The organism is Thermocatellispora tengchongensis (genome assembly GCF_014202315.1).
Lineage (GTDB): Bacteria > Actinomycetota > Actinomycetes > Streptosporangiales > Streptosporangiaceae > Thermocatellispora > Thermocatellispora tengchongensis.
On record NZ_JACHGN010000028.1, the window covers coordinates 120,643 to 135,188 of the forward strand.

13 protein-coding genes are annotated in these 14,546 nt (G+C 71.4%); 7 read left to right on the forward strand and 6 right to left on the reverse strand.

Going from position 1 to position 14,546, the window contains the following annotated elements:
- The first annotated feature begins 311 nt into the window (after positions 1-311).
- Positions 312-2,999, forward strand: coding sequence for an exo-rhamnogalacturonan lyase family protein (locus HNP84_RS44285; RefSeq protein ID WP_246519420.1), 2,688 nt, complete (start codon positions 312-314; stop codon positions 2,997-2,999).
- A gap of 33 nt (positions 3,000-3,032) precedes the next feature.
- Positions 3,033-4,880, forward strand: a complete 1,848-nt coding sequence (locus tag HNP84_RS44290) for a rhamnogalacturonan lyase family protein (protein ID WP_221337530.1) — start codon at positions 3,033-3,035, stop codon at positions 4,878-4,880.
- A 93-nt stretch (positions 4,881-4,973) separates the two neighbouring features.
- Here HNP84_RS44290 and HNP84_RS44295 read toward each other — a convergent pair whose 3' ends face one another.
- Together HNP84_RS44295 and HNP84_RS44300 are read right to left on the reverse strand one after the other, a co-directional pair.
- Positions 4,974-5,456 carry a pyridoxamine 5'-phosphate oxidase family protein gene (locus HNP84_RS44295; protein ID WP_185056106.1) on the reverse strand — a complete coding sequence of 161 codons (483 nt, stop codon included), beginning with the start codon at positions 5,454-5,456 and terminating at the stop codon, positions 4,974-4,976.
- A complete protein-coding gene (locus HNP84_RS44300) occupies positions 5,453-6,883 on the reverse strand; it encodes an MFS transporter (protein ID WP_312927073.1) in 1,431 nt (476 codons plus the stop codon). Before HNP84_RS44300 ends, HNP84_RS44295 begins: the two co-directional genes overlap by 4 nt.
- Positions 6,884-6,943: 60 nt before the next feature.
- On the opposite strand from HNP84_RS44300, the gene HNP84_RS44305 reads away from it, so the two are divergent.
- On the forward strand, positions 6,944-7,393 hold the full coding sequence (locus HNP84_RS44305) for a winged helix-turn-helix transcriptional regulator (RefSeq protein WP_185056107.1): 450 nt from the start codon (positions 6,944-6,946) through the stop codon (positions 7,391-7,393).
- A 191-nt stretch (positions 7,394-7,584) separates the two neighbouring features.
- Complete coding sequence (locus tag HNP84_RS44310) at positions 7,585-8,322, forward strand: DUF429 domain-containing protein (protein WP_185056108.1); 738 nt, start codon at positions 7,585-7,587, stop codon at positions 8,320-8,322.
- Between the two features lie 40 nt (positions 8,323-8,362).
- Here the strand turns inward: HNP84_RS44310 and HNP84_RS44315 are convergent, their stop codons facing one another.
- Positions 8,363-9,046 (reverse strand): TetR/AcrR family transcriptional regulator, encoded by a 684-nt coding sequence (locus HNP84_RS44315; RefSeq protein ID WP_185056109.1) that lies wholly within the window; start codon positions 9,044-9,046, stop codon positions 8,363-8,365.
- Positions 9,047-9,125: 79 nt separating this feature from the next.
- Between HNP84_RS44315 and HNP84_RS44320 the strand changes: the two genes are divergently transcribed.
- The 3 genes from HNP84_RS44320 to HNP84_RS44330 all read left to right on the forward strand — a co-directional run bounded on the left by HNP84_RS44320 (position 9,126) and on the right by HNP84_RS44330 (position 11,108).
- Positions 9,126-10,073 (forward strand): MBL fold metallo-hydrolase, encoded by a 948-nt coding sequence (locus HNP84_RS44320; RefSeq protein ID WP_185056110.1) that lies wholly within the window; start codon positions 9,126-9,128, stop codon positions 10,071-10,073.
- Positions 10,070-10,549, forward strand: coding sequence for a carboxymuconolactone decarboxylase family protein (locus tag HNP84_RS44325; RefSeq protein ID WP_185056111.1), 480 nt, complete (start codon positions 10,070-10,072; stop codon positions 10,547-10,549). The genes HNP84_RS44320 and HNP84_RS44325 overlap by 4 nt, the downstream gene beginning before the upstream one ends.
- 238 nt (positions 10,550-10,787) lie before the next feature.
- Entirely contained in the window at positions 10,788-11,108 is a 321-nt protein-coding gene (locus HNP84_RS44330) for a GYD domain-containing protein (protein WP_185056112.1), read from the forward strand.
- Positions 11,109-11,326: 218 nt separating this feature from the next.
- Here the strand turns inward: HNP84_RS44330 and HNP84_RS44335 are convergent, their stop codons facing one another.
- Genes HNP84_RS44335 through HNP84_RS44345 form a run of 3 tightly spaced genes read right to left on the reverse strand, consistent with a single transcriptional unit; the run spans position 11,327 to position 14,537 of the window.
- On the reverse strand, positions 11,327-11,611 hold the full coding sequence (locus HNP84_RS44335) for a hypothetical protein (RefSeq protein ID WP_185056113.1): 285 nt from the start codon (positions 11,609-11,611) through the stop codon (positions 11,327-11,329).
- 47 nt (positions 11,612-11,658) lie between these two features.
- Positions 11,659-11,943, reverse strand: a complete 285-nt coding sequence (locus tag HNP84_RS44340; protein ID WP_185056114.1) for a hypothetical protein — start codon at positions 11,941-11,943, stop codon at positions 11,659-11,661.
- On the reverse strand, positions 11,940-14,537 hold the full coding sequence (locus HNP84_RS44345) for a M16 family metallopeptidase (protein ID WP_185056115.1): 2,598 nt from the start codon (positions 14,535-14,537) through the stop codon (positions 11,940-11,942). The genes HNP84_RS44340 and HNP84_RS44345 overlap by 4 nt, the downstream gene beginning before the upstream one ends.
- Positions 14,538-14,546: the final 9 nt, after the last annotated feature.

Sequence of the window (14,546 nt, forward strand, 5' to 3'; positions counted from 1 at the left end):
GCACCTGCCCGCAGCACCACCTGACGCCGCAACACGCAGGTAAACCGCTTGCACGAGATGCGTCCACGCGCCCGGCGAGGTGTCCGCATCCCTGCCGAAGCGCCTGCTCGTACGCCCTGGATCGTCTCAGGGTCACACGCTGCGGCAATGCATTGCAAGCGTATCCATGCCAAAACCTCCCACTTGACATGCATCGAGACGCGTGCTGCGATCCCTTCTTAGTAAACGGTTAAACACGTGGCCGTTTCAGCGACGTTACGCCTACCCGAGCGGAGCCCCCCATGGCGATGATGTCCCGACGGAATCTCCTGTTGAGCGCGGCGGCGATCGGCGTCGCCGGTCAGATCGGCTTGCCCGCCCGGCCCGCCCGCGCCGAGGCCGAGCGGCCGAGCAGGGCGCTCGCCGACGGCGTACAGCTCAGGTGGCTGGAAGGCGGCGCGCCGCGGCAGCTCGCCGCCGGGTCCACGTGGGGTGTGGCCTGGCCGAAGGGCGCCGTGCCCAAGGGACAGACCTTCGCGCTGCGGACGGCCGCCGGGCAGCAGGTGCCCGTGCAGTCGTGGGCCACGGCGTACTGGCCGGACGGGTCGCTGAAGTGGACCGCCCACGCCATCGGCCCCGAGGTGGCCCCGGCCGAGCAGTACGTGCTCACCTCCGGGCAGCCCGCCGCGCCCGCCGCGGCCGTGACGGTCAAGGACGGCCGCGACGAGGTCGAGGTGAGCACCGGCGTGATCACCTGCCGGATTCCGAAGAAGGGCGACCGGTTGGTACGCGCCATCCTGCGCGGCGACGTCGAGATCGCCCGCGACGGCGAGCTGATCTGCCTGCGCCAGGACGAGCCGGACGACGACGAGGGCGGATCGGGCAAGCGGGAGAAGTTCTCCGGCCGGACGGAGAAGGTGACGGTCGAGCAGTCCGGCCCGGTTCGCGCCGTGGTCAGGATCGAGGGCAGGCACAGGCACGGCAACCGGTCGTGGCTGCCGTTCACCGTGCGCCTGTACTTCTACGCCGGCGGCGACGGCATCCGCGCCGTGCACAGCTTCGTCTACGACGGCAACGAGAAGAAGGACTTCATCCGCGGCCTGGGCATCCGGTTCGAGGTGCCGATGCGCGGCGAGCCGCACGACCGGCACGTGCGCTTCGCCGGGCCGGGCGACGGCGTGCTGTCGGAGGCGGTGCGCGGGATCACCGGCCTGCGCCGCGACCCGGGCGCGGCGGTGCGGCAGGCCCAGGTCGCCGGCCGGGCCACCCCGCCGGTGGAGACCTGGGACCCCCGGGTCGGCTCCCGCCTCCACCTCATCCCCGCCTTCGGCGACTACTCGCTGCGCCAGCTCACCGCCGACGGCTTCCAGATCCGCAAGCGCACCAAGGCGGGTCACGGCTGGATCCCGGTGGACGCCGGCGGCCGGGCCGGCGGGCTCGCCTATGTCGGCGGCCCGGAGGGCGGGTTCGCCTTCGGCATGCGCGACTTCTGGCAGCTCCACCCCACCCAGCTCGACATCCGCGGCGCGGCCGGCGACACGGCCGAGGCGACGGTGTGGCTGTGGTCGCCCGACGCCGGGGCGATGGACCTGCGCTTCTACCACGACGGCATGGGCCAGGACACCTATCCCGAGCAGCTCGAAGGGCTGGAGATCACGTATGAGGACTACGAGCCGGGCTTCGGCACCCCGTACGGCATCGCGCGTACGACGGAGCTGATGTTCTGGGCCCTGGAGGCGACCCCAGCCGCCGAGAAGATCGCCGAGCTGACGGACGCCGTACGGACGCCGCCGCTCATCGTCGCGCCCCCGGCGCACCTGCACGCGGCCGGGGTGTTCGGCGACTGGTCGCCGGTGGACCGCTCGACCCCGGCCAGGAAGGAGATCGAGGACCGGCTGGACTTCATGTTCGACCACTACCGCAAGCAGGTCGAGCAGCGCTCCTGGTACGGCTTCTGGGACTACGGCGACGTCATGCACAGCTACGACGAGGACCGGCACGTCTGGCGGTACGACGTCGGCGGCTACGCGTGGGACAACTCCGAGCTGTCCACGGACCTGTGGCTGTGGTACCACTACCTGCGCACCGGCAAGGCGGAGGCGTTCCGGCTCGCCGAGGCCATGACCCGCCACACCGGCGAGGTCGATGTCTACCACATCGGCCGATGGAAGGACCTCGGCACCCGGCACGGCGTGCAGCACTTCGGTGACAGCGCCAAGCAGGTGCGCATCAGCAACGCCGGCTACCGGCGCTTCTACTACTTCCTGACCGCCGACGAGCGGGTCGGCGACCTGATGCGCGACCTCGTCGACTCCGACAGGTCCTTCCTCGTCCTCGACGCCAACCGCAAGCTGCGCACCGAGCCGTACGAGCCCGACCCCCACGCCCTGCTGATCAGCACCACGACGAGCTGGAGCGGTCTCGCGCTCGCCTGGCTCACCGAATGGGAGCGCGGCGGCGACCCGATCGCCCGGGAGAAGCTGCTGAACGGCATGCGCACGATCGCCGCCATGCCCAACGGGTTCATCCGCGGCGAGGGCCTGTACAACCTCGACGACGGCACCTTCAGGCCCACCGGCACGGCGGTCGCCGTCGGCTCGCTCGGCGCCGTGTTCGGACTGGTCGAGCTGTGCGGCGAGGTCATCTCGCTGACCGGCGACGAGGCGTTCACCAGGGCGTGGCTGCAGTACTGCCGCCTCTACAACGGCACCGCCGCCGAGCAGCGGGCCGAGACCGGGCAGTCGTTCGGCAGCCAGAACCTGCGCCAGGCGCACTCCCGGCTGACCGCGTACGCCGCCGCCAAGCTCGGCGACGCCACCCTGGCGGCGCGGGCGTGGAAGGAGTTCGACACCGGCCACGCCGGCTACCCGAAGAACCACCCGTTCACGTCCAGGCGGATCGAGGGCTCGAAGGTGCTCAAGCCCATCGACGAGGCCGACCTGTCCACCAACGCCTCCGCGCAGTACGGCCTGGCCGCCATCCAGTGCCTCGCCCTGATCGGCGACCGGCTCCCGGCGTAAGCCCGCTTCACCCCCCGACGCAAGGAGAACACCATGCACCTCGCGCGCGCTCTCCGGAAAGGCGCCATCGCCGCTTCGGCGCTCCTGGCCGCGACCACCACACTGACCGGCGCCTCCGCGTCCGCCGCCACCGCTTCGGCCGCCGCGCTCGTCCGCCCGATGGAGAACCTCGGCCGCGGGGTCGTGGCCGTGCGCTCCAGCAGCACCAGCGTGCTGGTCACCTGGCGGCTGCTGGGGCTGGACCCGGACGGGATCGGCTTCAACGTCTACCGCTCCACGGCCGGCGGCGCCTACGTCAAGCTCAACTCCGGCGTCTTGACGGGCGGGACCAACTTCACCGACTCCACCGCCGACCTGACGAAGGCCAACAGCTACCGGGTGCGCCCGGTGATCAACGGCACGGAGCAGGCGCCGAGCGCCGCCTTCACCTTGAGCGCGAACCACGCCGTCGAGCCCGTGGTACGGGTGCCGCTGCGCCCCGGCGGGCCGGTCAAGTTCGTCTGGGCCGGCGACCTGGACGGCGACGGCGAGTACGACTACGTCCTGGACCGCCAGACCTCCCCGCAGACCATCGAGGCGTACCGCGGCGACGGGCGGTTCCTGTGGTCGGTGAACATGGGGCCCAACAGCACCGACCAGGACAACATCGAAGGCGGCTCGGCCACCATCGACGTGGGCCACTGGGACGGCGTCACGGTCGGCGACCTCGACAGCGACGGCCGCGCCGAGGTCGCCCTGCGCGTCGCCAACGGCGTCACCTTCGGCGACGGCACGAAACACACCGCCGCCGACAACGTCCGCCAGGCCATCGCGATCCTCGACGGCCGGACCGGAGCACCCCGGGCCACGGCCCCCGTCCCCACCGACTACATCGGCGACGGCCCCATGTACGCCCGCTTCGGCATCGGCTACCTCGACGGTGTCACCCCCAGCCTGGTCGCGTTCATGAAGAACCGGATCGGTGACGGCGACTTCAATCTCATGATGTGCGCCTGGAGATTCGACGGCAGAGCGCTGACCCGCCAGTGGAAGTGGCTGCGCGGCGACGGGGACATGGCCGACGGGCACAACACCCGCATCGTGGACGTAGACGGCGACGGCAAGGACGAGATCGCCGAGATCGGCTTCGTCCTCAACGGCGACGGCACCCTGCGCTACAGCCTCGCCGACGAGGGGATCGTCCACGGCGACCGCTTCCACATCGCCAAGATGGATCCCCGCCGCGCCGGTCTGCAGGGTTACGGCGTGCAGCAGAACAACCCCAGCGGCCTGCGCGAGTACTACTACGACGCCCGTACCGGCACCATCATCTGGAAGCACATCGAGGACGGCGTCGCCGATGTCGGACGCGGCATGGCCGGCGACATCGATCCCCGCTTCCCCGGCATGGAGGTGTGGTCCTTCTCCGGCCTCTACAACGCGCCCCGCAACACCCTCGCCGAGCCGGACACCTCACTGAGCCCATGGCCGCACCTGGGCCTGTGGTGGGACGGCGACCTGACCATGGAACTGCTCAACGACGGCAAGTTCGAGAAGTGGGACCCCGAGAACCCCACGACGAGCAACAGCCTGCCGCGGCTGCTCACCATCTCCAGGTTCGGCGCGGTCAACGCCGCCGGCGGCCGCAACCCGGCCCTGGTGGGCGACATCCTCGGCGACTGGCGTGAGGAGGCCGTCTACACCAACGCCGGCTACGACGAGCTGATCGTCTTCACCACGGACCGCCCGACCACCACCCGGCTGTACACCCTGGCGCACAACCCCGCCTACCGCAACGGCATGACCCTCAAGGGATACGTGCAGTCCCACCACGTCGACTACTTCCTCGGCGCGGGCATGACCCGCCCGCCCCGGCCGAACATCTCCTACGCCGGCGGCTGACCTCCCGCCGACGCACCCGTACGTTCCCGCCGACGCACCCGTACGTTCCCGCCGGCCGCGGCGATGTGGGCGCGGCCGGCGGGACCGCGGAGGTCACGCCTCCGGCGCCGTCCAGATGCGGCTGCGCAGGTCCATGCCCCGGATCACCTGGACGCGCCACGGATCGAGGCGGAGGACGTGCAACTGGGGGTCGGCGGGCGACCGCCAGAAGTTGCCGAGGTCGTAGCCGGCCCCGCGCGGGCTGGTGGCGCGGTAGAGGTCCCAGACGTGCCGCTTGACCTCCAGATCTTCGATCCAGGTGGCCACGGCCTCGATGGCGACCGAGTTGTTGCCCGGTTTCCAGTAGGAGAAGGAGGTGTGCGGGTTACGGGCCAGATGGGCGGCCTTGACGGGGGTCTTGTAGGTGGCCAGCCAGCCCCGCGGCCGCCCGTCCACGGTCTCCCAGACGGGGATGAGGACGCGGGTGCGAGGACGGTTCTTGGCGTCGATGGTGACCATGGTGGCGTAGACGGTGGTGCCGATGAAGGCGTTGAACTCGCTTTCGATGTCGGCGAAGGACGAGACGACGGCGCTCATCGAACGGACTCCTTCCGCAGGTCCTTGTGCCGGTCCTCGCGCAGGCCGAAGGCGCTGATGACGGCGGCCAGGATCGCCGCGGCGATGGGCACGGCCAGTGCGGCGCGATAGCCGTCGAGCAGATCGGCCGGGCCGCCGCCGGCGGTCGTGGCGACGATGACGGCGGTGCTGGCGGCGAGTCCGAGTGCGGCGCCGAACTGGAAGGAGGTGTACAGCAGTCCGCCGGCCAGTCCCTGCTCGCTCTCCTCCACGCCGTCGGTGGCCACGATGGTCAGCGGTCCGTAGGCGAGGGCGAACGCCACACCGAGGATGATCATGGTGGGGAACATGGCCAGGTAGACGGTGTCCAGGCCGATCGGCAGGAACAGGACGTAGGACAGCACCGCGAGCAGCAGCCCGGCCAGGATGACCTTCGGGTTGCCGAAACGGTTGACCAGCCGGGGGGTGAGGGTGGGGGCGAGGATGGCGTCCGCGCCGATCGCCAGCATGGCCAGGCTGGTCTGCAACGAGCTCCAGCCGCGTAGTTCCTGCAGATAGAGCACCGCGATGAACTGGAATCCGAAGAAGGCGCCGGCGAACAGCAGGCCCGCCAGGTTGGCCCGCACCAGCGGCCCGGAGCGCAGGATGCCCAGCCGGAGCAGCGGCGCGGCCGACCTGCGTTCGATCACGATGAACAGGGCGGTGAGGGCGAGCCCGGCGGCGATGATGGCGGCGGTCCAGACGGCGTCGGCGTGGGCGGCCCGCTCGACGCCGAGCACCAGCAGCATGATGGCGGCGGTGATGGTGACCGCTCCGAGCACGTCCACGCGCCGGTCGCGGGAACGTTCCACCGGGGTGGCGGGGATCAGCGGCACCGCCAGGACGAGGATGATCAGGGCCAGTACGGCGGGCGCGAACAGCACCAGCCGCCAGTTCACCGCGGCCAGCAGGCCGCCGAGCACCAGTCCGAGTGAGAAGCCGCCGGCCGCGGTGCCGGAGTAGACCAGCAGCGCCTGGTTGCGTTGCGGTCCTTCCGGGAAACTGGTGGTGATGATCGACAGTCCGGCCGGGGTCATGACCGCGGCGGCGACGCCTGCCACGAAGCGGGCGGCGATCAGGACCCAGCCCTCGCCGGCCATCCCGCCCAGGGCGGAGACGACGAGGAAGACCGCGAGCCAGATCAGGAACATGCGGCGGCGGCCGAACAGGTCGGCCGCCCTGCCGCCGACCAGCATGAATCCGCCGTAGCCCAGGACGTAGGCGCTGATCACCCACTGCAGTTCCCCGGTGGACAGGCCGAGGTCGGTCCGGATCGCGGGCAGCGCCACGTTGAGCATGGCGACGTTGATGCCCTCCAGGAAGATCGCCCCGCACAGGACGAACAGCATTCCCCAGGCCCGTGGCGTCAGGCGCAACGACGGCGCCGGGGATTGGACGGTGATGGACACAGGACTCTCTCCCACGGTTCTGTTTGGTAACGAAGGAATCTTGCGTCACCATGGGGAACCATGGAAGACGGCACTTCAAAGGCACTGGGTTACTGCACGGGAACCGAGGACGACCAGGCCCGGCAGTGGGATGTCCGAGCCGACTGCGACGTGCGGCACATCCTGGACCGCGTCGCCGACAAGTGGTCGCTGCTGGTGATCGCCCTCCTGGAACGGCGGACGATGCGGTTCTCCGAGCTACGCCGGGCCGTGGACGGCGTGAGCCAGCGCATGCTCACGGTCACCCTGCGCCAGTTGGAGCGCGACGGGCTGGTGAGCCGGACGGTCTACCCCGTGGTGCCGCCCCGGGTGGACTACGAGCTGACCCCGCTGGGCATCTCGCTGCACGAGGTGATCAAGTCGTTGGTGATCTGGACCGAGGAGCACCAGCAGGAGATCTCGGCCGCGCGCTCCGCGTACGACCAAAGGGCCGCGGAGGAAGAGCGCCTGCTCCAGGCCGTCCCCCGCTGACGCCGAAACCCCGAGCCCGGCCCCGGCCCCGTAGGCGTAGCCGTAGGAGACCGCCTGCTCGCGCCGATCCCGCCCCGCCCCCATAGGCGTAGGTGGCCGCAGGCGACTACCTGCTCGCGCCGATCCCGCCCCGCCCCCATAGGCGTGGTCGCAAGCCGACTGCCTGCTCGCGCCGACATTACTGTGAGGGGATGGTGACGGTTGGCGTCGATCTCGCCGCGGAGGCGGTGCGGACCGCGGTGGCGTGGCTCGACTGGTCGCCCGGCCGGGCCCGGCTGGAGCGGGTGGAGGCCGGAGCGGGCGACGATCTGATCGTCGAGGCGGTGATGGACGCGGCCAAGGCCGGGATCGACTGTCCGCTCGGCTGGCCCGACAGGTTCGTGGACTTCGTCGCCGCCCACCGCGCAGGGCACGTACAGGTGCCCGAGGGGCAGGAGGGCCGGGTCTGGCGGCGTGACCTGGCGCTGCGGGTCACCGACCAGGTGGTGTACGAGCAGACCGGGCTCACGCCGCTGAGCGTGTCGGCCGACCGCATCGGGCACGCGACCATGCGGTGCGCCGCCGTGCTGGCCGAGCTCGCGCGGCGTGGACGCCCCGTCGATCGGCGCGGCTGCGGAGTCGTCGTGGAGGTCTATCCGGCGGCGTGTCTGAAGGTGTGGGGGCTGCCGTACCGGGGGTACAAGCGGGCCGCGAATCTCACCGGGCTGGGCCGGCTCGTGGACCGGCTGCTGGAGGCGGCGCCGTGGCTGGACCTGGGCGGATACGAGCCGCTGTGCCGGGCCTCGGACGACGCCATCGACGCCGTCATATCCGCGCTCGCCGCACGCGCCTCGGCCCTGGGCCTGGTGACCGTGCCGGTGGGGGAGCAGGCGGCGACGGAGGGCTGGATCGCGCTCCCCACCGCGCCGTTGCACCGCCTGGCACCCTGAACGCCGAGGCCCGGCCGCCCGAACCGGGCTTTGAGAACCGTCAATCGACCTCGGGGGTGGATCGCCGGCGGGCCAGGCGCTCGGTGTGGGCCGAGTGCGCCGCCGGCCAGCCCGCCGCGGGGGACGTCTCCTGGGCCAGGCCGTTGAGCGCGGAGCGGACCACACGCTCGGTCTGGAGATCGACCGCCTGCGAGCCGTCGATGCGGATCAGCCCGTCGGCGAGCAGCACGGCCAGTCCGTGGATCGCCGCCCACAGCACGAACTCGGCTCCCTGGCGCCCGGGGGCGGGCAGGCCGCCCGCCTCCGCGAGCCGGTCGAGCTCCGCGGTGAGCACGTCGTGCGGGTGGGTGGGAATGGACGAGTGCGGGCCGGTGGCGCCGCCGCGCAGGACGAGCCGGGCGACGGCCGGGTCTTCGAGCGCCCAGTTCACGTAGCCGCGGGCCAGGGCGACGAGACGCTGCTGGGGGTCGCTCCGCTGGGCCGGCGCCCGCTCGCACTCCTGTCTCAGGTGCTCCCCGAGCCAGGCGAGCGTCCGCTCGGACAGGGCGCGGACCAGCGTGTCGCGTGAGGCGAAGTGGTGGTAGGCGGCGCTGGGGCTGACGCCGACCCGCGCCGATGCCTCCCGCAGGGACCAGCCATCGACCCCGCGCTCGCGTACGAGTGCCTCGGCGGCGTCCAGCAGCGCGGTGCGCAGGTCGCCGTGGTGGTATCGCCCCTTTGCCATCGCCCAATCTTAACATCGCTCAGATCTGCTGCTAGGCTCGCCGCAGGCATCTCAACAGTGTTCAGATTGGAGCCGGGTCATGTGCCCCACCGATTCCCCGCCGACCCCGGGCATCCCGCCCACCGGCCAGGGCGACCTCCCCGACGTACGGACGAGCCCGCCGCCGATCGTGCGAGGCGAGCCCGTCGAGGTGTCCGACGGCGTGTACGTCATCCCCGACAACCGGATCGAGCTCGTCCCGAACGTCGGCATCGTCGTGGGCGAGCACGCCGCGCTGGTCATCGACACCGGCATGGGCCCCCGCAACGGCGCCCACGTCCTGGAGCAGGCCCGGCGCCTGGCCGGCGAGCGGCGCCTGTACCTGACCGTCACGCACTTCCACCCCGAGCACGGCTTCGGGGCGCAGGCGTTCAAGGGCGCCGCGACGATCGTCTACAACGCCTCCCAGCGCGCGGAGCTGCACCGCAAGGGCGCCGCCTACATCGACATGTTCAAGGACCTGAGCCCCGCCGCCGCGGCCGAGCTCCAGGACGTCGAACTCGTCGATCCCGACCTGGTCTACGAGGGCGAGGCCGAGATCGACCTGGGCGGACGCAGGGCCGTACTGCGCGCCGTCGGCCCGGCGCACACGGGCTCCGACCAGGTCATCCTGATCGACGACCGGGTGCTGTTCGGTGGCGACCTGTTCGAGACCCGCATCTTCCCCATCGCGCCGTACTTCCCGCCGTACGACGTGGACGTGGACGGCGTGCGCTGGATCGGCGTGCTCGACGAACTGATCGCCCTCGACGCCGAGATCGTCGTACCCGGCCACGGCGAAGTGGCCGGCACCTCGCTGATCCGCGACGTCCGCGACTACCTCGACTACGTGCGCACGGAGGCCACGCGGCTACGGGCGACCGGCGCCTCCGCCGACGAGACGGCGGCGACGATCGACAAGGAGGCCCGTACCCGCTGGGCCACCTGGGAGCGGCCCGAGTGGATCGCCTTCGCCGCCCGTGCCTTCTACGCCGGCGTCGAGCGGTGACGGGCACGCATGACCAGAAGACAAGCGGCCAGGAGGGGAATGGACGGCGGGAGCGCGGCATCGCCGCCTATTCCAGGATCTTCGGCGTACCCGAGCAGGAGGTCCCCGTCGTCTTCGCCGCGCGGGTGGGGTCAGGGTTCGCCGAGGAGGCACTGCAGGCCGCCGGAGGCGCCGCCTGGTCGCACCCCGCCCTCACCGGACGCGACCGCAGCGTGGCCATCATCACCGCCCTGGCCACCCAGGGCGTCTCCGGCGACCGCCTCCTCACCCACCTGCGGCTGGGCCGCGAGCACGGTCTCGGCGACGACGCCCTCACCGCCCTGATGACGCTCCTGGCCGGCTACATCGGATACCCCCGAGCCTCCCAGGCCATGGAGACCATCCACGCCACAACGGCGGACGCCCCCGCGCGGCCCGCCCCGCCCGTGTCGCCGACGACCACCTACACCCCCGTACCGGAACCGGAGGACACCTGAGGTTGGTCTTGCCCTACGCCATCAGCGCCGGCGCCTCCCTCTTACACGGGGCCGGCAAACCGCCCCTCGCGCGCAGGGCGGGCATCCCCTGAGCGGCGATCTGTCGTCTCGGTGAGGCGGCAGGGGGAAAGCAGTACAACGGGTGGGATTACCCTCATCCAATACCGAGAAGTCCGATTCCGTGACCGCAGTGGCCGCCTGAGCACAGGGCGGCGGCACGAGAAGAGGGACTCGGACCATGCCCAAATACCTGATCCAGGCGACCTACACCGCAGAGGGCCTCAAAGGGGTGCTGCAAGATGGCGGCACCGGACGCCGGGAAGCGGTGGAGCGCATGGTGGAAAGCGTCGGCGGGCGGGTGGAGCAGATGTATTTCGCGTTCGGCGAGACGGACACGTATCTGATCGTCGACCTGCCGAGCAACGCGGCTTCGGCCGCTGTGGGGCTCACCGTGTCGGCGTCCGGCGCCGTACGGACGAAGACCGCCGTCCTGCTGACGCCAGAGGAGATCGACGAGGCCGCGCGACTGGAAGTGACGTACCGGGCTCCCGGCAGGTGATCTCCCCCACCGCGGGCCGTGCTGATGTTCCGCGCCCTGGTGCTCTTCGCGACGTTCGCGAGCGTGTGGTGGGGGAGGTGAGCGTGTTACGCCGCCCCGATGCCGATCTCGACGCCCGTACGGGTCCGGGTGCTGGGCGAGTTGCGGGTCCACCGGGTCCCGGTGGTCCCGGTGGACCCGCAACACCCCGGGGGATCTCCGGCGACCCGCTCAGCAGGTCAGCGCTTGACCCAGAGGGACGTATGGAGCAGGTACATGCCACCGGGCAGGCCGACCAGCTTGTCCTCGCAGATGTAGTCGGTCCACGAACCGTTGGCGACGCCTGCCCTACCTTCGTTATGGCACCACGACCTGCCGAGGAAGTACCCCCCGACCAGGGTGTAGCCCGGCGGAATCTCGCCGGCGGTCACGGTGGCGGACCGTGCCTGCGCGGGAGCGGCGCCGATGACCACTGGGGTCACGGCCAGGGCGAAGGCGACGACTAATGCCCGAACCTTGTTCATGTTTCTCCACTCATTCGGAATGATGTGTGTCAGGTGAAGGCCGGCGGTCAGGGAAACCGGCAGTGAATCCGCCGGTAGGTCTGGGTGCCGTCCGGGGCGGTCACGAGGTACAGGTCGTAGGCGAGACCGAACGGCGGCTGGACGGTGCGGATGTACCGGCCGCCGGGCGGCCCCTGCTCGGGGCAGTACGGTCCCCAGGTCGGTATCGGTGGGTTCGCGGAGAACGGCGCCGCCACGGTGGCCGCCGCCTCGGTGGGGGCCGACGCGGCCGCGGGCGCGGGCGGCATGAGCATCGCGCCGAGGATGAATGCCGCGATGAAGTTGGGCGTCATGAGACCTCCTCGATCGTGGGGGTGAGGGACGGGCTTCGGGGCCCCGATGGGAAAGCGGCCCATCCGGAGGTGACCTCGGTCACGGTGTCGGGCTCGCCGAGGGCGACCAGGGTCAGGTCATCCGGAGCGAACAGTTCGACGGCGGCCGCGGCGACCTGGTCCACGGTCGCCTGCCGGAGCAGATCGGGAAACCGCTCGGGCCAGACGGGGGCCCGGCCGGCGGACAGGGTGTCCCGCAGCAGGTCGGCCTTGGCCTTCGGCGAGTCGAAGGCGCTGAGGAACTGCCCGGCGCAGTACTCGCGCATCGGCTCCACCTCCGCCGCAGTCACCGGGGCGTCCACCAGGCGGTGCAGTTCCGCATGGATCGCGGTGATCGCGTCGAGGGCGTGCCGTTTCGGCGCCTTGGCCCGGACGTAGACGCGGCGGGCGTCCAGAAGGACGTCCCGGCCGGCGTGCATGTGGCACTCCGGGGTCACGCGCTGGCCGCGGACCCCGAGCCGGGAGTCGTAGTGGGCGCCGACGACCGCGGTGGCGAGGTAGCGCGCGGCCTCCCCGGTATCGCCGGCCGGTTCCGGCTTGCTCAGCGTCAGGTGGACATCCCGCATGCTGTCGTGGTGGATCGCCAGTATTTGGCCGGTTTCCTGCGGTACGGCGAGCCGGTCGGCGACGTGTTCGGAGCCTGCCGGCAGCACCCGTTCCAGGTCGGCGACGAATTGGCCGGGGTCGATGTCGCCCACGGCGACGAACCAGCCGCCGCCCGGGGTGATCGCGCTGTGCAGCGTGTGGCAATCGACGGGGTCCGCCGGGGCGAGACAGTGGGTGAGGTGCCGGCGCAGCGCGTCGTCCATGACCCGGCTCGGGTCGCGGTGCCGCGGGGGCGCCGGGGGTGACAGGCCGGCGTCCTCCGCGGGAGCCAGGACCTTCGCCAGCAGGGACAGCCAGCCGGGCACACCGGCGGCCAGAGCGTATCCGGCGAGATCGACCCACTGGCCGTCCGTGGTGATCTCCAGCGCGCCGCCCAGCGCCGACCGCGTCACCGCACCCGTCCGCGCGGCGAGGTGGCGGACCAGCGTCTCCACCTGCTCGGGATGCCGCCGGCAGGCGGCGTTGACCGGCAACCGCAGGCGAAGCTCCACCAGCGGGGTCCGCTGGTCCCGGACCGCCGCCACCCGCATGCCGCCGGCCAACGTGACGTCGCGGCGCGGCGTGTGGCCGGGGGCGATCCGCACGCCGAGCGGAGGCACCGGGCGGACGGCGGCGGAACCGCGCGCCGGTCCGGCCACTGAGCGGGGTGCCTCCGCCGACGGCGGATCGTCGGATTCGCAGCCGGGCTCGGGGCGGGTTCTGAGCGGCCCCGGCACCAGCGCGAGGACTCCTTTGGCCCCGGTATGCAATCCCCGCGCGGCGGCGGCGACCCGCTCGCGGCTCACCACTTCGAACAGGCCGGGAATCTCGTCGAGGAGTTCGGCACGGCCGAAGAGCAGCTCCATCCGGCCCAGCGCCCGGCAGCGGGCGAACATGTCCGCGTGCTCCCGGTGGTGTTCGGTGACCAGGCGGCGGACGGCCTGCGCCCGTACCTGATCGGGGGCGATGCCGCCGGCCCAGGCGGACCACCGTTCCGTCAGCGTCCGCACCGTCCGCCGTGGCTCGGCCTCCGGCGCCACGAGGGCGGTGATGACGAGGGCGTCGGGGCTCCGCGCGTCGAGCGGCCCGAAGACCCCGCAACTGGCCGACAGCGCGTAGACCTCCGGGAGATCCGCCCCCTGATGGCCGATCATCTCCGCGAGTACCGCATGTGCCAGATATCCCGGCAGGTCGGCGGCCGGATCGGGCAGCCGGTACCCAAGGGCGATCGCCGTGGCGGACACCCCTGGCTCGGTGTAGGTCACCCACCGGTCCTCGTCGAGCTCCGGTTCGCGGAGATCGGGCAGCGGCGGCACCGGGCGTGGCGCGATGTCCCCGAAGTGCCGTTCGACCAGCGCCAGAACGTCCTGCGCCGGATGGCCGGCGATCACGGTGACGATCGCGTTGCCGGGGGCGTAGTGCGTGTCGAAGAACTCCGCGCAGTCGGCCAGGGTGGTACGGCGCAGCCGATTCAGCCGGCCGTACCCGTCGTGGGCGTTGGCGAAGCGCCGGAAGAGAACGCCGGGGAGCAGCGGCCACGGGAACCCGCCGTACGGCCGGCCGGTCACCGCGTCGTGGATCTCCATCTCGATGCCGTCGAGTTGCCGGGCGAGCGTCTCCTCGGTGAACCGCGGCGCGCGCATCCGGTCGGCCTCGCTGAACAGCGCCTGCTCCAGGGCCTCGGCCGGGACGATCTGGTGGTAGTCGGTGTAGTCCTGGTGGGTGGTGCCGTTGGCGTTCCCGCCAAGCCGGTGGATGTGGTCGAAGAACCGCCCGTCCGGCAGATTCTCGCTGCCCCGGAACATGAGGTGCTCGAACAGATGGGCGAAGCCCTCCCGGCTCGGCCGCTCGGAGCGGTAGCCGACCCCGTAGTGGACGCAGACCGCGGCACGCGGCGCCCCCGGCCGGTGTTCGACGAGCACCCTCAGTCCGTTGGGAAGCGTCCACCTCGACAGATGGTTCGCGGGCATGGGTTCTCC